The organism is Enterobacter sp. E20 (genome assembly GCF_000801755.2).
GTDB lineage: Bacteria > Pseudomonadota > Gammaproteobacteria > Enterobacterales > Enterobacteriaceae > Enterobacter > Enterobacter asburiae_B.
Genome location: NZ_CP012999.1, coordinates 2,602,680 through 2,622,132, shown reverse-complemented (window position 1 = coordinate 2,622,132; position 19,453 = coordinate 2,602,680). Strand labels below are relative to the sequence as shown.

Here is a 19,453-nt window from a genome sequence, read left to right as displayed (position 1 = left end):
TCAGCATATGGCCCATCGAGCGCGCCAGAATATTATCGCGCACCCTGTTATCAAAGGGGCCAACGCATGGGAGCAGGGCGAAGTGATTCAGCTCAAACGGGTGCCGGGCGCAGGTGAGCATGCTCATGGCGATACCGGTTTCGGGCAGGCGGAGCAAATCGGAGCACAACGAGACCAATAGCCCGGTCAGGGCGGCATTCTGCCGCGACTCTCTGCTGTGTCAAAAAGGGCAGTGAACAGCCTTATTGCGCGACAATTTTCGTTGCGCTTCTGATGGGAATGAGCAAAGGCAATATGCAAAGTACCAGCAGCGCGACAACGACTAATGTCTGTTTTACCCCAATCGCATCGCCTGCCAGGCCATAAATAAGCGGCATAATCGCGCCACATCCCAGCGACGCGGTATAGAAAATAGCAAATGCGCGGGTTTGCTGATGCGGTCTGGCGAGTTCGGCTACGCTGCCATACAGAATGGACGAGGTTCCGTTCAGCGCGACACCCAGCGGAACCAACAGCAGCCAGCTTACCTGCAAAGGGGCAACCGTCATTCCCAGTACAATGGCCGAGGTAATGATCTCACTGGCCGCGACGGTTTTGATAACACCGAGTTTTGTCGCCAGCACCCCGCAAACCAGTTTGCCAAATGCTCCGCCAATAAAAATTAAGGTCAGCGCAAAGCCAATTTGCGTTGCAGAAGCGCCCCTTGCGGCCATTAAAAAGGGAAGAAATGTCAGCGTGCCGGTACGCGTGGCGTTGTCGATACTGCCAATCACGCACAGCGCAGTGAAAGCGCGTTTGCGAAGCGGCTCAGGGAGTTTTGCGCTGGAGACCTGCTGCTTCTGCTGTGTCGCTTCTTTGCCCGCCAGCGTAGCCATCTGGGGCGCTTTTTTGCCATCCGCAGGCAGTAACACATAAAGACTGAGAGTGACGAGGAAACCCAAAAGCGCAATCAACTGCAGTGCAGTTCCCCACGTAATAATCAACAGGCAGGCAGAAAGCGTACTGGGGATGATCCCTTTACCTACATCGCCGAAAAAGTTGTAGGTGCTGAGCGCGATACGGGCGCGCTGAGCGGGATAAAACCGCGTAATAAAGCTGGAGGAGAGCGGATGCTGAACGCTGGCACCAAGGCCGCCAATCACAATCAAGATCATGAGCTGTATCAGCGTTTCTGACGTTCCATACAGCAGCAGCGCGACAGTTAAAAGCAGCGTGCCGCCGATTAACACTTTCCGCTCGCCGTATTTTCTGCCCAGTTCTCCCGATGGGATCTGAAACGCCGACATCGCGCCAGAAAATAGCATCTTCAGTAAACCGATCTGCGCCATTGAAAGCCCAAATTGCTGCTGCCAGAGGGCAAAAAGCACATAGTGCATGTCCGTCACGCCATCATGGAAAAGGTGAGCAAGGCCGGTTGCGCCCAGCACTTTGCGGCTCTGCGGTTTCTCGATGGTCGATGAATTATCTTTCTCAATGGAACCTGAATCCACGCTCATTCTTCCTCCTGCACTATTAATGGCTATATTCACACTAAACCGGGGTAAGCGTCAAGCCACTGCCGCCTGTTGCGATTACTAACGATTGACGATGATAGAGTCCTCTTATTAACGTTAATGGACTCTATCAATGTCAAACACTCTTCAGCCCCGCAGGGCGCGGGCGTCCTACTCAATGGACTTTAAGCTGGCTCTCGTCGAAAAGTCATATCAGCCTGGAGCCTGTGTTGCCCGGTTGGCGCGGGATAATGGAATTAATGACAATCTGCTGTTTACCTGGCGCCAGCGTTACAGACATCTTCTGCCCGATGAAATACAACGGTCAATCAGAGAGCAAGACTCTGTTATCCCCGTTGTCCTGCCTGATATGGCCCTGTCACACCATGCTGAGCCGCACTATGAACCCGCCGCTCCAGCCTGCCGCGAGGCCATGACATGCGAGGTGACTGTCGGCGGTGCCAGCCTGCGTCTGTCCGGGGATTTATCACCTGCACTTCTGAAAACGCTGATCCGCGAGCTGACCGGGAGGAGCCGATGATACCCTTACCGTCAGGCACTCGTATCTGGCTGGTTGCCGGGGTCACCGATATGCGTAAGTCCTTCAATGGTCTGGGCGAACTGGTCCAGCATGTTCTTGATGACAATCCGTTCTCCGGCCACCTGTTTATCTTCCGTGGTCGTAAAGGTGACACCGTGAGGATCCTCTGGGCTGATGCTGACGGTCTGTGTCTGTTTACCAAACGTCTGGAAGAGGGACAGTTCGTCTGGCCTGCTGTACGCGACGGCAAAATCGCCATCACCCGCTCACAACTCGCCATGCTCCTCGATAAGCTGGACTGGCGGCAACCTAAAACTGCACGCCTTAACTCACTGACGATGTTGTAAAAAGCGCATGACCGCATTATAAATGGGGTCATGAGTCAGGACTATCTCGCCCGTATCGCTGCGCTGGAAGACGCGCTTCGCCAGAAAGACAGCCAGCTCAGTCTCGTTGCTGAGACTGAGTCGTTCCTGCGTTCGGCGCTGGCCCGCGCAGAAGAGAAAATAGAGAACGAAGAGCGTGAAATAGAATATCTGCGGGCTCAGATAGAAAAACTGCGCCGAATGCTGTTCGGTACCCGTTCAGAAAAGCTACGCCGGCAGGTCGAAGAAGCCGAAGCCCTGCTGAAACAGCAGGAGCAGCAAAGCGATCGTTACAACGGCCGGGACAATGATCAGCAGGTTCCGCGTCAGTTGCGCCAGTCCCGTCATCGTCGCCCGTTACCGGAACATCTTCCCCGCGAAATAAACAGACTGGAGCCAGCTGAAACCAGCTGTCCTGGTTGCGGTAGTGATATGGCCTATCTCAGCGAAGTCAGCGCGGAGCAACTGGAGCTGGTCTCCAGCGCCCTGAAAGTGATCCGCACGGTCAGAGTGAAAAAGGCCTGTACCCGATGCGACTGCGTCGTTGAAGCGCCAGCGCCCTCACGTCCTATCGACCGGGGCATCGCCGGGCCGGGTCTGCTGGCCCGCGTGTTAACGGCCAAATACTGTGAACACCTGCCGCTGTATCGCCAGTGCGAAATCTTTGCCCGTCAGGGTGTGGATCTGAGTCGTGCGCTGCTCTCCAACTGGGTGGATGCGTGCTGCCGGTTAATGGCCCCGCTGGATGAAGCCCTCTACCACTACGTGATGGACTGCCGCAAACTGCATACGGATGACACTCCGGTGCCCGTGCTGGCGCCGGGCAGAAAGAAGACGAAAACCGGGCGTATCTGGACATATGTCCGTGATAACAGAAGCGCGGGTTCATCAGATCCGCCAGCGGCATGGTTCGCCTTCTCACCGGACCGACAGGGGAAACACCCTCAGCAACATCTTCGGCACTATCATGGCGTGCTGCAGGCAGATGCCTTCGCAGGGTACGACAGGTTGTTCAGCGCAGAGCGTGAAGGTGGCCCGTTGACAGAAGCGGCATGCTGGGCTCATGCGCGGCGCAAAATCCATGACGTCTATATCAGCACCCGGACGGCCACAGCAGAGGAGGCTCTGAAGCGCATCAGTGAGTTATACGCGATAGAAGAGGAAATACGCGGCCTTCCGGCATCTCAGCGGCTGGCCGCCAGACGGTCCCGAAGTAAACCGTTGCTGATATCCCTGCATGACTGGTTGGTGGAGAAAAGAGCCACTCTGTCGAAAAAATCCCGGTTAGGCGAGGCGTTCGCTTATGCACTGAACCAGTGGGATGCCCTGTGTTACTACTGCGATGATGGTCTGGCAGAGCCGGATAATAACGCTGCTGAGCGCGCGCTACGAGCGGTCTGTCTGGGCAAGAAAAACTACATCTTCTTCGGCAGTGATCATGGTGGTGAACGTGGTGCCCTGCTGTATGGTCTGATCGGAACGTGCAGGCTGAACGGTATCGATCCAGAGGGTTACCTTCGCCATATCCTGAGCGTATTGCCGGAGTGGCCCATCAACAAAGTGGCCGAACTGCTGCCATGGAACGTAGATCTCACCAATAAATAGCCGTCAATACGGCGCTCACTTAACGCTTACGATACTTTGCGTTCTGCTGGTGTTTTGCCTGCATCCCGACCTCGGTAAGGATATTGCCTGTTATTTGCATAAGATGATTTTCTACTCTTGCCACAGGTTTACGAGTAGGTGATTTGGGAGGAAGCGTCTTAGCCTTTGAAGTTGGCGCGAAGGAGAGAATGGCACTCCGTGCAACGCATTAATTACCGCGGATATCCGCCATCACCTACTTGCGCCTGTGTGTACCATTTCATCAGCTCTGCAGTTCCCGGCTCGTTTTCGGCGGGGGCCCATGGGGCGGCATCTTGATCAGCAACAGGCTGGTACCTACCGTGTTTTACCTCAAAAATAACGCCGCCTTCATCCAGTGACAATACGGTATGCCAGGTGCCTGCATCCATCTCCAGCACTTTACAGTCCTCACCTAACACGACGCGCTGGGTCAGGTTACCCAGGTCATCAAAGTTCAATACCAAAAAGCGACCGGTAAGGGATGTCAGCAGTTCAAAAGTATGCGGGTGGCGATGAGGGCGAACATAAGTTCCCGGTTCCATAGCAATAGCCAGACGCTGCACCGGGTCGCTCAATTCAGGGTGGAAATTATGATGGGCACGTAAGCGGGGGGAATTTGCGGCTTGTGCGCTTTGCTTGCGTAGGTCGTTGAAAGTAAGTTGTTTCATATTATAAGCCTTATTGCATTCTTGCAGCTTACGGCAACCAGGTTGCCGTAAGGCTTTTTGTTATACTAACAATCGATTAGCCACGGCATTCGCGGAACAAATCGCGGTCAGGATTATAGACGCTGGTGCTTACGTCCCACAGCCCCAAAATCGATGAGAACAGGTTGTCGTGGGAATATGATTTTTTCGCCGCATTATTTTCAAGGCAAGACATGTTGATGTGTTTCCCGGCGATAAAGCCCGGTGACATCCAGACCTGCATCGGAATATGCGTCTGCTGATCCGGTGCCAGTTTGTACGGCGTGCCGTGCAGATATAGCCCGCTTTCGCCCAATGATTCACCATGATCGGACACATAAAGCAGCACGGTGTTGTACTGATCGCTGTAATTTTTTAGCTTTTCAATCATCTCAGCTAATACATAGTCTGTATAACGAAGGGTGTTGTCGTAGGTGTTGACCAATTGTTCCTGAGTACAGTTTTCGATATCGCTACGTGCACATTCGGGCATGAAGTGGCGATGCTCAGCCGGATAACGCAGGTAATAAGTCGGTCCATGGCTGCCAATGATATGGAAGGCGACAAGCTTATCACCTGGCATTTTGGCGATTTCATCATCAAGGTTTTCCAGCATCACCTCGTCATGGCACGTTTTGCCATCGCACAGTTTCGGGTTATCACTAGGCTTAATTTCGACAGTCGGGATGCGGCTACATACGCCTTTACAACCGCCATCGTTCTCTTTCCATAACAGCGAGACACCGGTTTTCTGCACGATGTCGAGGAAATTTTCACTGTTAGATGCTTTTTTACTGTCGTACTCGGTGCGATTCATATTCGAGAACATGCACGGAACGGATATTGCGGTAGCGGTACCGCAGGAATGCATATTTTTAAACGAAATAACGCCGCCGGATTTGCTGGTAAAGGCATTGGTATCACGCGAATAACCGTTCATCGAGAAATTCTGGCTGCGTGCCGTTTCGCCAATCACCAGGAACATCAGCGTGGGTTTTTCGTGAGCGACGACGCGTTTAGCATCATTCCCCAGCGTCTGGAAAGGCACTTTAGTCGTAAAGTACGTATCCTTAACATACTGGAAAGTGCTGTAAGCGTAGTTCGCCGGGATGATCTCTTTATTCAATGTCGAGTTATTGCGGCCGACAGAGGCATAATCCTGATAATAAAGTGCGGCAACACCTGCAATCAAACTCAACGATGCCAGCACGGAGAGCAAACGGTAAGCAATGCCTTTATACCATTTTTCAGGATATTGAATTTTTATTGAAAAAAGGAGGATGGCAGGAAGGATACCGGTAAAGACGAACCATATAATAATTGAGCCATTAAGATAGGAATGCGCTTCCTGGGGGTTAGTTTCAATAATGTTTTGAATCATCGTTTGATCAAACATTACTTTATATTTTAGTGTCGAATAACTGACCAGTGAGCCAGTGATAAACAGTAAAGCAAAGAAAGGTTTCAGCAGAAAACGAACTGAGAAAGGCATAAAAACAACGTTAAGCGCCGCAACCAGAACAAAGGGAATAGAAATGACAAAACCAATTTTGACATGCTCTAAATGCGACAAAATCTCGTAAAAATGCAGCAATATTGGCCAGTTAAGTAAAAACGCAAAGATCATTGCCAGAAGTAAAACCAGCGGAATAACTTTCACCCTGAAAAGTACAGGCATTAACACCTCCGGAAAATAGTAAACCAGTAAAAACATTGATAATAATTACAACAATTCAATCTAATATTATGATTGCCTTATTCGCTGCAAAGCAGAGATTATCATTCTGAAATCTTAGGTTAACCTTAACGAGGCTTTGTTGAATAAATCAGATTTCGGGTAAGTCTCCCCCGTAGCGGGTTGTGTTTTCAGGCAATACGCACGCTTTCAGGCATACCTGCTTTCGTCATTTTGTTCAGCGCTCGTACCAGGGCCATAGCCTCCGCAACCTGACCATCGTAGTCACGCAGCGTCAGTGAACCCCCGAACAGCTGTTTTACCCGGTACATCGCCGTTTCCGCTATCGAGCGACGGTTGTAATCTGTTGTCCATTTCCACCGCGCATTACTCCCGGTCATTCGCTGATTAGCCACTGCACGGTTACGGTCTGCATATTCACCGGGCCAGTAACCCGCACCTTTTCGGGGAGGGATAAGCGCGCTGATTTTCTTACGCCGCAGTTCATCGTGACATAGCCGGGTATCGTAAGCGCCATCGGCGGCGGCTGACCTGATTTTCCGGTGGGTTTGCCGGATTAACCCGGGGAAGGCCTCTGAGTCCGTAACGTTGTTCAGCGACAGGTCAGCGCAGATGATTTCATGTGTTTTACTGTCAACGGCGAGATGCAGCTTACGCCAGATACGGCGGCGTTCCTGGCCATGCTTTTTGACTTTCCACTCGCCTTCACCGAAGACCTTCAGCCCAGTGGAATCAATTACCAGGTGTGCGATTTCACCCCGGGTGGGCGTTTTGAAACTGACATTAACCGACTTTGCCCGCCTGCTGACACAGCTGTAATCCGGGCAGCGTAGCGGAACGTTCATCAGAGAAAAAATGGAATCAATAAAGCCCTGCGCAGCGCGCAGGGTCAGCCTGAATACGCGTTTAATGACCAGCACAGTCGTGATGGCAAGGTCAGAATAGCGCTGAGGTCTGCCTCGTGAAGAAGGCGCTGCCGACTCATACCAGGCCTGAATAGCTTCATCATCCAGCCAGAAAGTTATGGAGCCACGGTTGATGAGGGCTTTATTGTAGGTGGGCCAGTTGGTGATTTTGAACTTTTGCTTTGCCACGGAACGGTCTGCGTTGTCGGGAAGATGCGTGATCTGATCCTTCAACTCAGCAAAAGTTCGATTTATTCAACAAAGCCGCGGTGATGCTTACGGTATGGTGGTTATCAAGTTTTATCCTGATTAGCACCCTTAATGGCTATTTCGATAATCAGGACCGCGATTTTCTGACAGGTAAACTTCAGCTCACCGAAGAGTTTCTTAAAACAGAGACGTTCCGGAACAAAACGGATATTAAGTCATTATCAGAAAAAATAAACGATGCGATGGTAGGGCACAATGGTTTATTCATTTCTATAAAAAACATGGAAAATGAAAAAATTGTTGAACTCTATGCCAAAAATTCTGTTGTTCCAGCGGTCCTGCTTAATAAGTCGGGTGATATTCTCGACTATATGATCCAGACGGAAGAAAATAACACCGTGTACCGCAGTATCTCGCGGCGGGTTGCCGTGACGCCGGAACAGGGTAAAAGCAAACATGTCATCATTACGGTTGCCACGGATACTGGGTATCACACCCTGTTTATGGATAAGCTCAGTACCTGGCTGTTCTGGTTCAATATCGGTCTGGTCTTTATTTCTGTTTTTCTGGGCTGGCTGACCACACGTATTGGTCTGAAACCGCTACGGGAAATGACCAGTCTGGCTTCCTCCATGACCGTACACAGCCTGGATCAGCGTCTTAATCCCGATTTGGCTCCGCCGGAAATTTCTGAGACCATGCAGGAGTTCAATAACATGTTCGATCGCCTGGAGGGGTCATTCCGGAAACTGTCAGATTTCTCGTCTGACATCGCGCATGAGCTGCGCACACCGGTCAGTAATCTGATGATGCAGACGCAGTTTGCACTGGCTAAGGAAAGGGATGTTTCGCATTACCGCGAAATCTTATTCGCTTACCTGGAAGAACTGAAAAGGTTGTCACGAATGACCAGTGATATGCTTTTTCTGGCACGTTCAGAGCATGGTCTGCTGCAGCTGGATAAACATGATGTGGATCTGGCCGCCGAACTGAATGAATTACGTGAGCTGTTCGAGCCTCTGGCAGACGAAACAGGAAAGACAATCACCGTTGAAGGAGAGGGCGTTGTTGCCGGAGACAGCGATATGCTGCGACGTGCTTTCAGTAACCTGCTTTCCAATGCAATCAAGTATTCTCCCGATAACACCTGTACAGCGATACACCTTGAGCGTGACAGTGACTGTGTGAACGTGATGATTACGAATACGATGTCCGGCCAGGTTCCCGCTAATCTGGAACGTTTGTTTGATCGGTTCTATCGAGCTGATTCATCAAGGGTCCACAACACGGAAGGCGCGGGGCTGGGATTATCAATTACAAGGTCGATCATTCATGCTCATGGCGGCGAGCTGTCAGCAGAACAGCAGGGGCGGGAAATTGTGTTCAGTGTGCGCCTGTTAATGGATTAATCCCGTTCTTCAGGAGAAACCTGGAAGGTGACAAAATTGTCATCATTCAGTCACGCGATAAACAGAGGCGGTTTTTTATAATCATACATAAATCAGGAGCAGAGTGATAACGCAATCGCCTGGTTCCTGGAGTGATGAATAACCCGCCCTGAGATCAAATGCTTTCTCTGTTATAAGCCGTTGATTGTTTGGGTATGAAAACACCGGAGACCCAACCATGAAAAAGATCCTTGTATCATTTGTTGCCATTATGGCTGTCGCTTCATCCGCCATGGCTGCAGAGACAATGAACATGCATGACCAGGTAAATAATGCCCAGGCACCCGCCCATCAGATGCAGTCAACCTCTGAAAAAAGCGCTGTTCAGGGAGACAGTATGACAATGATGGATATGAGCGGACACGATCAGGCTGCAATGTCCCATGAAATGATGCAAAACGGCAACGCTTCTGCCCACCAGGACATGGCGGAGATGCATAAAAAAATGATGAAAGGCAAACCAGGGGCCACCAACGAATCAGCAACGTCATTTTCAGAAATGAACGAGCATGAAAAAGCCGCTGTTGTGCACGAGAAGGCGAATAATGGTCAGTCTTCCGTTATTCATCAGCAGCAGGCTGAAAAGCATCGCAGCCAGATCACCCAGAATTAACCCGCAGCTCCACTTGTTAGACCCTCATTTGACGCCGAAGTCACTGGCTTACGCTCCCGTCCGGGAGCGTTTTTTTTATTCTTTCATTTATCATTGAGTCTTATGGGAATGGATTTAATCAGTTACTTAATCCCTGCCTCAGCAACAAGTCCCGGAAAGAGCAGCTTTATATTCCGGGTTTTTCTGCTCATAACCTCAACGGTGGCGCTTAGGATGTACTTTGTAAGTACCCAGAGTGTGTGTGTAAGCGTGCAGTGAGAACCGTATTGACGAAGTGAAGCTGGTCAGGCAGGCAGAGTAACCCGCCACGGGAGCAGAGCACCCACCCGGTTCACAGGCCAGTCGGCGATGACATCAAGTACATGATGCAGATAGCGTTCCGGATCCACGCCGTTTAATTTGCACGTCCCGATAAGACTGTACAGTGACGCACCGCGCTCACCACCATGATCCGAGCCGAAGAACAGCCAGTTTTTTCTCCCCAGACTGACCAGTCGTAGGGCGTTTTCGGCAATGTTATTATCCACCTCCACCCAGCCATCTTCTGCATAGCGGGTCAGCGCCGGCCACTGGTTCAGCGCATACCCGAACGCCTTCGCCAGTTCTGAGTGCCTTGAGAGGGTTTTCTGTTTCTCCCGCAGCCACCCCTCCAGTGACGCCAGCAGCGGCAGCACTTTTTGGTGCCGGACTGCCTGCCGTTCCTCTGCTCTTTTACCTCTGAGCTCCGACTCGATGGCATACAGCTCGCCGATCCGTTTCAGCGCCTCCTCCGTCAGGGCTGACGGGGTACGGACGTGAACATCGTGGATTTTTCGGCGGGCATGGGCCCAGCACGCGGCTTCCTTTATATGGCCGTCGCGGTAGAGCTCGTTGAACCCGGCGTAGGCATCAGCCTGCAGTACGCCACTGAAGCCTGCAAGATGGGTCTGAGGGTGGATACCTTTTCTGTCCGGGCTGTAAGCGAACCACACTGCGGGGGCCAGCGCTGATCCGGCGTTGCGGTCGTCTCGAACGTACGTCCATAAGCGCCCGGTCTTCGTCTTCTTATTGCCTGGCAACAGCACCGGGACAGGCGTATCGTCAGCATGGAGTTTGCCGTCGGTCAGGACATAGTGCTGAAGGGCTTCATCCAGCGGTGCCAGCAGACGACAACACGCATCCACCCAGCCCGACAGTACAGAACGACTCAACACTACACCCTGGCGGGCATAGATCTCCGACTGGCGATACAGCGGTGTGTGCTCTGCATACTTTGAGGTCAGCACTCGGGCCAGCAGCCCCGGTCCGGCGATCCCCCGTTCGATGGGGCGCGAAGGAGCCGGGGCCTGAACGATGCGATCGCACCGACGGCAGGCATGCTTTTCACGGACTGTCCGGATAACCCGGAAGGCGCTGCGCATCAGCTCCAGCTGTTCGGCGGCATCCTCACCCAGGTAACTCAGCGAACCACCGCACTCCGGGCAACACGGCTCAGTCGGCAGCAGCCGCTTCTCATCCCGTGGGAGTGACTCAGGGAACGGTTTGCGGGTGCGGGTCTGACGCAGCGGGCGCTGCACTGCCGGGTCATCCACCCGGCCGGTCAGCGTATCGCTTTCCTGCTGCAGCAGGTTCAGGTCAGCTTCCATTTGCGCGATACGGCGGGATACCTTTTCGGAACGACTGCCGAAGTTCATCCGGCGCAGCTTATCCAGTTGCGCCTGCAGATGGTCTATTTCGCGTTCCCGGTTGCTCAGCTTTTCCTGCAGGGCGTGGATCAACGCTTCCTGTTCGGCCAGGCGCTGTTTCAGCAGAAGGATGTCGTCAGAAGAGGTGTCGTTCATAAGCCTGTATTTTACCAGGCTTATTCTGCGACAACCAGGATAAAGAGCGCTACAACATGGTCAGGGATGTCAGTAACCGCTTTGGCTGTCGCCAGTCGATACCTTCCATCAGCATCGCCAGTTGCGCCGGCGTCAGGAACACTTTGCCATCGCGGGCTGAGGGCCAGGCGAAGCGACCACGTTCCAGTCGCTTTGTCAGCAGGCACAGACCATCGCCGGTGGACCAGAGCAGTTTTACCTGACTGCCGCTGCGTCCCCGGAAGATGAAGACGTGGCCGGACATCGGGTCATCTTTCAGCGCGGTCTGCACCTTTGCGGCGAGGCCATTGAAGCCGTTGCGCATATCGGTGATACCGGCAACCAGCCAGATTTTTGTGCCTGCGGGAAGATTTATCATACAGGCCCCCGCATCAGTTCGCGCAGGACAGTGCTCATGAGTTCAGCAGAGGGATGAGTCAGTGTTATTTCTCCTCCCCGACATTTTATGTGGCAGGTAGCGGGAGGAGAGCAGGATGGTAGTTCGAAGGTTGGGAGAGAAGAGCCCGCCTGAAGCTGCACGGGTATCAGGGCAGGAAGCGACGATGAGTTTTTTCGGGGCCGACAGACCCGCCCTTCACGCTGCCAGAGCCTTATCCATTTAAAGAGCAGGTTATCATTGACGTCATGTTTCCGGGCCAGTGCGGCAATACTGCCTTCTTCTTCAAGAGCCAGCCTGACCAGTTCCATTTTGAATTCAGGGGAATAGTGTTTCCGGGGAAGTCTTTCTTTAGCGCGCATGAGGTGTCCACCTGCAAAATAAGTGGGTGCTTAAGTTACAGGATCCTGGATTCGGGACCAGACGGTACTCAGACGACGCTTACGTGTGTGTCATCAGTACCGGTGTTAATGCACCAGCCCATTCCAGCCATGTATACCCATGTAAATCCCAACAGCAGCAATCAGGGCGCTTGAAATATAGGGGGCTCTTCTGGCGATGGTATTGAAGCCACTCCAGCGTTTGGCGACCTGACGAACGCTGATCGCCGCACCCACTCCAACCGTTACGAGGGTCAATGCCAGGCCGATACTGAAACAAACAACCAGTGTGGCACCCAGCGTAAGCGCTTTAAGCTGAAGGCAGATCAACAATACAGTTATAGCTGCCGGGCAAGGGATAAGCCCTCCTGTCAGTCCAAATATCAGGATTTGCCCGTTGGTTACTTCTTTCCCGTCGAAGCGGCGTTTTATGTCATTGGCATGAGCCAGTTCGTGAGCGTCCTGATACTCTTTCGAATTCACATCCAGCCCATCAAGCTCAGAGTGGTCATGGTCATGGTCGTGTTCAGCGAACGCCACATCATAGTCATGGACATGACCACGATGTCCCAGAGACAGACGTACGTTGAAACTGTGAGGCTCAGGGATGGGAGATGTTGACTCCAGATAATCACCATGATCAACAAATTCAAAAGTCTGAGAGATCGTACTGTTTTCCCGAAGTGTGGTTAATGAGATATCTTCAGAAGCCCATCTTTGGCCACTAAGAGTGCGTAGCCGCCAGTGGGGAAGTTGTCCTTCTTCAAAAATGGACAGTTCAACTTTTCCATGGCCAGTATCGATCAACCTTGTTTCGTCATGGTGATGATGTTCATTCTCCTGCATTCCCTCCAGCCAGTTTTTCTCACCGCTCCAGGTTCGCCAGAACATCCAAAAAGCCGTACCAAGGATGATCACTGAAGAGACCATCTGTAGCCAGGGTTCGGCTGATTCTGCGGTAAATTTATTACTGATATACATCCCTCCAAAAGCAATCAGCCATACGACTGCAGTGTGCGACAATGTTGCCGCGACACCCAGCATCACGGCCTGACGTACGGTGCCTTTTATAGCAATGATGAATGCTGCCATCATTGTTTTGGAGTGCCCGGGCTCCAGTCCATGAAGCGCGCCAAGCAGAATGGCGCTGGGGATGAAAAACCATGCGTTGCCTTGCTGAAGAAGTGTCGTAAATTCGTTCATGAGAATCATTCTTGGTTATTAAGTGTAGGCCGGATTCTACTCCCCCCCAGTAAAATATACTACCCCCCAGTAGAATAACGCTGGTATAGTTACATAAAATATCCAGGAGAGTGAGAGCCCACATGTCACATACCATCCGCGATAAACAAAAACTGAAAGCACGTACAAGCAAGATCCAGGGGCAGGTTGCTGCGCTGAAAAAAATGCTTGATGAACCTCACGAATGTGCCGCTGTACTGCAACAAATAGCCGCCATACGTGGTGCCGTGAATGGTTTATTGCGTGAAGTGATTAAAGGACATTTGACTGAACATATTGTTCATGAAAGTGAAGAACAGAAACGAGAAGAAGACCTGGACGTTGTGCTGAAGGTTCTGGATTCTTACATCAAGTGACAGTTTGGCTAAAAGCCCTGAGCATTAATTTATCTAAATAACACGTTATCAAGTGACGGTTTTGGGCTGTTTGTAGCGGCATAGTGAGTTTGTTTAATCAATGAGCTTTAAGATGCCCCCCTTCATGCAAGGCAACGCGTACATTTCTGGTACATCTACTTCCCTTACTTTGCTCAGGGCAACCCACATTGTTAAAGCCTCTACTCGCTGACCATCAAAATCACCCAACGTCAGATAATGGAAAAAAATTTTGGATGACATTTTGAAACGTGTCCTCTGCTGTGAACGTCGAGAGATGCTACGCGAGAAAGGAGATGACCTACTTAGTATCCTGTTAAGTAGGTCTATCTGAAGAAGTAGACAACTTTAAAGTCTTTTTCATGTTAAAGGAGACAACTTTAATGTCTGTGTACACGCGCTCCGGGTAAGCAGCGTGATGGCATGTTCGCCGGGGAGTCCCTGATCCGTGAGCGGGGTAAACTGCGCGGCGCTGAAGCGGTCCGGAGAGCGCGTCAGCAGTTCGACCGCCGCCGAAAGCGCGGGAGACGTCAGCGGGATCGCTTCGCGGGTGTTTAACAGGATTTCTCCGGTCAGGTCGAGCAGCGAAGGCTCATGGCAAAGGACCGGCGTCAGCGCCTCCAGCGCGGGTTCTGCCTGCCAGCGAGACAGCGACTCAAGCTGATGCGCACTCGCATAGCGCAGCTCGACGACGGGCAACAGCGGCACCCAGGCGGCGTGGCTCGCGGGCAGCGTGTGCGGCTGAATATGATGGCCTGGCAACCAGCGAACGGGGTGTCCTAACAGCGCCTGAAAAACCGCGACCACGCGCGCCTGAAAACCAATAAACCCGATAATCTGGTTAATCACCACAATGTCATATATTGACAGGCCAACCTCATCAAGCTGGTTCTGCGCTTTATCATCAATCACATCAGGAGAGCTGGCGAGCTGGCGGGCATACTGCGTAATTTGCGCCAGACGTCGGTTGCTTTCACGCGAGGAGTCGGGGCCGGGAAGCGGGGCGAGGAGGGCGGCGTAATGGTTACAGAGCCGCTGAACGCCGCAGGCCTGGGCGACCGTTAGCGCGGTGCTGAGCCGATCGTAGGCGCTGAGCGTATGCAGGCGGTTCACGGGAATCGAGAGCGGAAACAGCTGGTGGCACAAGGCTCTGGCAGGGGTAAGCCAGCCAGAACAGGCGGCGACAATCTCATCAGGCAGGGCTAAATCGAGCAAAAAACGATCGTCGACGTTAGCGGCTTCGGGCACCAGAGGCAGAACATCTGTCTGCGCGTGGTTCGACTGGGTCTCGTGATACCAGTGGCCTTTGCCGGAAAAACGGCGTTGTTCCATGTGCGTTCCTTGATCTCAAAATGGCGATCAATATCCTGGCGTAAGGCAGATAAAGGGAAAAATATTGTTAGGTGATAACAAATAGCAGAACGGAATAACGAAGGGGTGGTGGGGGGGGAAAACTCTCTTCCCGTGCGGGAAGAGAGTCACAGCTTATTTAATTTCCAGCTCGTTCATTGCAGCGATGTTGAAGCCGCCGTCAACGTGAACCACTTCACCGGAGATACCAGCGGAAAGGTCAGAGCACAGGAATGCTGCAGAGTTACCCACATCTTCAATGGTAACGGTACGACGAATCGGGGTAACCGCTTCGCAGTGTGCCAGCATTTTACGGAAATCTTTAATACCGGAAGCTGCCAGGGTGCGGATAGGACCTGCAGAGATGGCGTTAACGCGCACGCCTTCAGGACCCATTGCGTTCGCCATGTAGCGTACGTTGGCTTCCAGAGAGGCTTTCGCCAGGCCCATAACGTTGTAGTTAGGGATAGCACGCTCAGCACCCAGATAGGACAGGGTCAGCAGGGCTGCGCCCGGGTTCAGCATCGCGCGGCAGGATTTCGCCATCGCAACGAAGCTGTAGGAGCTGATGTCGTGAGCGATTTTGAAGCCATCACGGGTAACCGCGTTCACGTAGTCGCCGTCCAGCTGGTCGCCAGGAGCGAAGCCAATGGAGTGAACGAAACCGTCGAATTTCGGCCATGCTTTTGCCAGTTCAGCAAACATGCCGTCGATGCTTTCGTCTTGTGCAACGTCACATTCCAGAACAATGCTGGAACCCAGCTGCGCGGCAAACTCTTCAACACGGCCTTTCAGCTTGTCGTTCTGGTAGGTGAACGCCAGCTCAGCGCCTTCGCGATGCATTGCCTGTGCGATGCCGTATGCGATGGACAGTTTGCTGGCAACGCCAGTCACCAGAATGCGCTTACCGGAAAGAAAACCCATAGCTTTAATCCTTATATTCATTGCTAATTTTGCCTTGTAATTCATAGCGTTACAGGCAGTATTTCAAAATCATTCGAAATTAGCTCGAAATTATAGCCCACTCACAGCCCCTTGTGTCACGATATTTCTCGCTGTTCTCCGTAGACGCCTGTCCCGAAGAATGCGCCGCGGACTCGCGGGGGCTCAAAATTTCAGCATTCGTCCAGTATATCACCCGGCAACAGGTTCACCTCATCCAACCAGCGAGGAAGCGCGATCCCGCGAGGGTATTCACGCTTTCCTGAGGCTGTCGATGAAGCGCGCGATGACGATAAAGAAAACCGGTACGAAGAAAATGGCGAGAAGCGTACCGCTAATCATGCCGCCAAATACGCCGGTACCGATGGCATGCTGCGTACTGTCGCTCGCACCACGGGCCAGCATCAACGGAACAACCCCTAAGGTGAAGGCTAACGACGTCATCAGAATAGGGCGCAGGCGTTGGCCGGCGGCATGAATGGTTGCCGCCAGCAGGGGCTGCCCCTGGCGATGGAGTTGCCTGGCAAATTCAACAATCAGAATGGCGTTCTTGGCCGACAGGCCGATAAGCGTAATCAGGCCGACCTTGAAGAAAACGTCATTCGTCATGCCGGCAACGGACACCGCGATTACCGCGCCGATAAGACCCAGCGGAACGACCAGCATGACCGCAAATGGAATAGACCAGCTCTCATACAGGGCGGCCAGCACCATAAACACGACCAGTATCGACAGGACGATAAGGCCCGGAAGCTGAGATTCCGATTTTCTCTCCTGCAATGAACTCCCAGCCCACTCGCCAGCCATGCCCTGAGGCAGACTCATGGACACGTCCTCCATAACCTTCATTGCGGTGCCGCTGGACTCTCCCGGCGCCGCATTTCCGGTAATGCGAATAGCCGAATATCCCTGATAACGCGTCAACTGCTGGGGCGCAACGTTCCAGGAAAGCGTGGCAAACGTCGATACCGGCACCATCTGTCCCATCCGGTTTTTCACTGATAATGTCAGTATCTGCTCAGGCTGCATTCGGTAGGGCGCATCGGCCTGAATGATCACCTGCTGAACGCGGCCGTTGTTCGTATAGTCGTTGACGTAATTTGAGCCCAGGGTGACGGAGAGCGTCTGGTTGATTTCATCAAATGAGACGCCCATTGCTTCCGCCTTTTCTCTGTCCACCTGGAGCGCAAGGCTTGTTCCTTCCGGCAGACCGTCTATATACACGTCACTCAGTTCAGGACGCTGATTGGCCTGCAGGACCAGAGCGTCGGCAGCGCGCTTTAACGCCTCGTAGCCCAGTCCCGCTCTGTCCTGCACGTACCAGGTGAAGCCCGACGAGGTGCCCATATCCGAAATGGCCGGCGGGAGCAGGCTCATCGTGACGGCATCAGAGACGTTCGCCATGCTGGCCTGTATATGGTCGGCTTCACCCTGAGCCGTCGAACCCTGCCGATTTTTCCAGTCCTTCAGCGTGGTGAAGGCCATAGCCGAGTTTGGTCCTGAACCTGAAAATCCAAACCCCAGGATCATAATGTTGCTTTCAATATCCGGCCGGGCCGCGATTTCCTCTTCAAATTTTTTAACCACGTTGAGGGTACGCTGCATCGTGGCATCAGAAGGCAGCTGGATTGAGGACATAAAGTTGCCCTGATCTTCATCCGGCAGAAAGGACGACGGTAACGAAGACAATCCCAGAAACAGCGCAGCACAAAGCGCAGCGTACAGGAGCAGCATACGCCCGGTTCGCTTCAGAACGGCACCCAGCCCGGCTTCGTAACTGGCGGTGAGCGAACGAAAGCGCGCGTTAAACCCGACCGCGAACCTTCCGCCTCTCTTTCCTGGCTTATGCGGCTTGAGTAACGTTGCGCACAGGGCAGGCGTCAGCGTCAGGGCAAGAAACGCGGACAGCAGTATGGAAACCGCCATGGAAATACAAAATTGTCGGTAGATAATCCCGACGGATCCTTCCGCAAATCCCATGGGGATAAAGACGGCGGTCAGCACCAGCGTGATGCCAATAATCGCCGGGGTGATTTCCTGCATGGCTTGCCGCGTGGCGTCGCGCGGGGACAGGCTTTTTTCCTCCATCAGTCGTTCAACGTTCTCCACGACCACGATGGCATCATCAACGATAATCCCTATCGCCAGCACCATGCCGAACATCGTCAGAATATTGATGGAGTAGCCGCTCAATAGCATCACCGTGAAGGTGCCAAGAAGCGCGACGGGAGCAACAATCGCCGGGATAAGCGTACAGCGTATCTTGTGCAGAAACAGCAGCATAACCAGGAAGACGAGGACCATCGCTTCTACAAATGTCTGAACGACCTTCATGATAGAAAGTTTCACAAACGGCGCGGTGTCGAAGGGGATCGTAAACGCCATTCCGTCGGGTAACACCCGGGAAAGTTCGTCGATGCGCGCCCGTACGCCGGAAGCCGTGCTCATCGCATTCGCGCCAGGCGAGAGCTGGATTGCTGCCGCCGTTGCGGGCACGCCATTTTCACGGATACCAAAGGCGTAGCTTTGCAGGCCAGATTCAATCCGCGCAATGTCGGACAGTTTCAGGCGGGCGCCGGATGCGTCAGATTTCAGGGTGATATTCCTGAACGCCTCTACCGAGGAGAGCTGTCCCTTCACGGTGATGGGATATGTCACCCCTTGTCCTGTAGAGGCTGGCTCATCTCCCGTTTTGCCGGGCGAAACAAGGGCATTTTGCTGGCCAACGGCGGTAAGAACATCGCTTACCGAAAGCCCGTAGCCGTGGAGCTTCATGGGATCTAACCAGATGCGCAGCGCTTTTTCACCGCCAAACAGCTGAACTTTCCCTACGCCGGGCACGCGACGAAGCTCGTCACTGACGTTTCTGGCAAAATAGTCGCTTAAATCGGCTTCCTCAAATTGACCCGTCGCGGACTTCAGCCCCACCATCATTAAAAAGCCAGAGTTAGCGGCCTCGACGTTGATGCCGTTTTGCCTTACCGCCTGAGGCAGACGAGGCTCGACGATCTTAATCTGATTCTGCAGATCCATCTGCGCCAGCTTGATGTCCGTGCCCGGTTTAAAGGTGACGGTAATCGATGCCGAACCGGTTGTGTCACTGGATGATTCAAAGTAGAGCAAATTATCTACGCCGGAGATTTCGCGCTCGATTAACGATACCACCGACGTGTTCATGATATCGGGGCTGGCCCCCGGGTAACTGACGGAAATAATGATTCCAGGCGGCGCCACCGCCGGATACTGCGCAACCGGCAAACGGGGAATAGACAGGAGCCCTGCCAGAACGATAAAAAGCGCCACTACCCAGGCGAAAACGGGGCGTTCGATAAAAAAATGCGGCATTA

Annotated in this window: 17 protein-coding genes and 1 pseudogene; 7 read left to right on the top strand and 11 right to left on the bottom strand. The window is 52.8% G+C overall.

Translation table 11 applies throughout. The annotated features are described in order from the left end of the window. Positions 1–16: 16 nt before the first annotated feature. A pseudogene (locus tag NI40_RS24310) lies at positions 17–181 on the top strand (DUF1264 domain-containing protein); the annotation flags it as partial. Positions 182–242: 61 nt separating this feature from the next. On the opposite strand, the gene NI40_RS12310 reads toward NI40_RS24310, so the two are convergent. Beyond that, entirely contained in the window at positions 243–1,496 is a 1,254-nt protein-coding gene (locus tag NI40_RS12310; protein ID WP_047748429.1) for an MFS transporter, read from the bottom strand. 130 nt (positions 1,497–1,626) lie between these two features. Here NI40_RS12310 and tnpA point away from each other — a divergent pair, with 130 nt between their 5' ends. From tnpA to tnpC (NI40_RS12295), 3 genes are read left to right on the top strand one after another with little or no spacing between them, the layout of a single operon-like run. After that, positions 1,627–2,034 carry an IS66-like element accessory protein TnpA gene (tnpA, locus tag NI40_RS12305; protein ID WP_021567585.1) on the top strand — a complete coding sequence of 136 codons (408 nt, stop codon included), beginning with the start codon at positions 1,627–1,629 and terminating at the stop codon, positions 2,032–2,034. Beyond that, complete coding sequence (tnpB, locus tag NI40_RS12300) at positions 2,031–2,381, top strand: IS66 family insertion sequence element accessory protein TnpB (protein WP_021567584.1); 351 nt, start codon at positions 2,031–2,033, stop codon at positions 2,379–2,381. Before tnpA ends, tnpB (NI40_RS12300) begins: the two co-directional genes overlap by 4 nt. Before the next feature lie 30 nt (positions 2,382–2,411). Continuing rightward, positions 2,412–4,004, top strand: coding sequence for an IS66 family transposase (tnpC, locus tag NI40_RS12295; protein ID WP_039264109.1), 1,593 nt, complete (start codon positions 2,412–2,414; stop codon positions 4,002–4,004). Between the two features lie 212 nt (positions 4,005–4,216). Here tnpC (NI40_RS12295) and NI40_RS12290 read toward each other — a convergent pair whose 3' ends face one another. From NI40_RS12290 to NI40_RS12280, 3 genes are all read right to left on the bottom strand, one after another. Further along, the gene (locus NI40_RS12290; RefSeq protein WP_001572372.1) at positions 4,217–4,693 is read right to left on the bottom strand and encodes a WbuC family cupin fold metalloprotein; all 477 of its coding nucleotides are present in this window, start codon (positions 4,691–4,693) and stop codon (positions 4,217–4,219) included. 76 nt (positions 4,694–4,769) lie between these two features. Next, positions 4,770–6,389, bottom strand: coding sequence for a phosphoethanolamine--lipid A transferase MCR-9.1 (locus NI40_RS12285; RefSeq protein ID WP_001572373.1), 1,620 nt, complete (start codon positions 6,387–6,389; stop codon positions 4,770–4,772). 188 nt (positions 6,390–6,577) lie between these two features. Continuing rightward, positions 6,578–7,501 (bottom strand): IS5-like element IS903B family transposase, encoded by a 924-nt coding sequence (locus NI40_RS12280; protein WP_026055975.1) that lies wholly within the window; start codon positions 7,499–7,501, stop codon positions 6,578–6,580. Positions 7,502–7,584: 83 nt separating this feature from the next. On the opposite strand from NI40_RS12280, the gene pcoS reads away from it, so the two are divergent. Together pcoS and NI40_RS12270 are read left to right on the top strand one after the other, a co-directional pair. Continuing rightward, positions 7,585–8,931, top strand: a complete 1,347-nt coding sequence (pcoS, locus tag NI40_RS12275) for a copper resistance membrane spanning protein PcoS (protein WP_001572376.1) — start codon at positions 7,585–7,587, stop codon at positions 8,929–8,931. Positions 8,932–9,148: 217 nt separating this feature from the next. Then, on the top strand, positions 9,149–9,583 hold the full coding sequence (locus tag NI40_RS12270) for a hypothetical protein (protein ID WP_000723070.1): 435 nt from the start codon (positions 9,149–9,151) through the stop codon (positions 9,581–9,583). A 284-nt stretch (positions 9,584–9,867) separates the two neighbouring features. Here NI40_RS12270 and tnpC (NI40_RS12265) read toward each other — a convergent pair whose 3' ends face one another. From tnpC (NI40_RS12265) to NI40_RS12255, 4 genes are all read right to left on the bottom strand, one after another. Next, entirely contained in the window at positions 9,868–11,403 is a 1,536-nt protein-coding gene (gene tnpC, locus NI40_RS12265) for an IS66 family transposase (protein ID WP_001000406.1), read from the bottom strand. 49 nt (positions 11,404–11,452) lie between these two features. Then, positions 11,453–11,800: an IS66 family insertion sequence element accessory protein TnpB gene (tnpB, locus tag NI40_RS12260; protein ID WP_000609174.1), complete on the bottom strand. Its 348-nt coding sequence runs from the start codon at positions 11,798–11,800 to the stop codon at positions 11,453–11,455. Continuing rightward, positions 11,797–12,129, bottom strand: a complete 333-nt coding sequence (locus NI40_RS24490) for a transposase (RefSeq protein WP_050586387.1) — start codon at positions 12,127–12,129, stop codon at positions 11,797–11,799. Before NI40_RS24490 ends, tnpB (NI40_RS12260) begins: the two co-directional genes overlap by 4 nt. A 156-nt stretch (positions 12,130–12,285) precedes the next feature. Beyond that, positions 12,286–13,401 (bottom strand): nickel/cobalt efflux protein RcnA, encoded by a 1,116-nt coding sequence (locus NI40_RS12255; RefSeq protein ID WP_001572377.1) that lies wholly within the window; start codon positions 13,399–13,401, stop codon positions 12,286–12,288. A gap of 122 nt (positions 13,402–13,523) precedes the next feature. On the opposite strand from NI40_RS12255, the gene rcnR reads away from it, so the two are divergent. Further along, positions 13,524–13,796 (top strand): Ni(II)/Co(II)-binding transcriptional repressor RcnR, encoded by a 273-nt coding sequence (gene rcnR, locus NI40_RS12250; protein ID WP_000019951.1) that lies wholly within the window; start codon positions 13,524–13,526, stop codon positions 13,794–13,796. A 378-nt stretch (positions 13,797–14,174) separates the two neighbouring features. On the opposite strand, the gene NI40_RS12245 is transcribed toward rcnR, so the two are convergent. The 3 genes from NI40_RS12245 to NI40_RS12235 all read right to left on the bottom strand — a co-directional run bounded on the left by NI40_RS12245 (position 14,175) and on the right by NI40_RS12235 (position 19,451). Next, the gene (locus tag NI40_RS12245) at positions 14,175–15,146 is read right to left on the bottom strand and encodes a CMD domain-containing protein (protein ID WP_039262925.1); all 972 of its coding nucleotides are present in this window, start codon (positions 15,144–15,146) and stop codon (positions 14,175–14,177) included. 153 nt (positions 15,147–15,299) lie between these two features. Beyond that, positions 15,300–16,088: an enoyl-ACP reductase FabI gene (fabI, locus tag NI40_RS12240; RefSeq protein ID WP_003856831.1), complete on the bottom strand. Its 789-nt coding sequence runs from the start codon at positions 16,086–16,088 to the stop codon at positions 15,300–15,302. A 270-nt stretch (positions 16,089–16,358) separates the two neighbouring features. Further along, positions 16,359–19,451 carry a multidrug efflux RND transporter permease subunit gene (locus NI40_RS12235; protein WP_039262923.1) on the bottom strand — a complete coding sequence of 1,031 codons (3,093 nt, stop codon included), beginning with the start codon at positions 19,449–19,451 and terminating at the stop codon, positions 16,359–16,361. Positions 19,452–19,453: the final 2 nt, after the last annotated feature.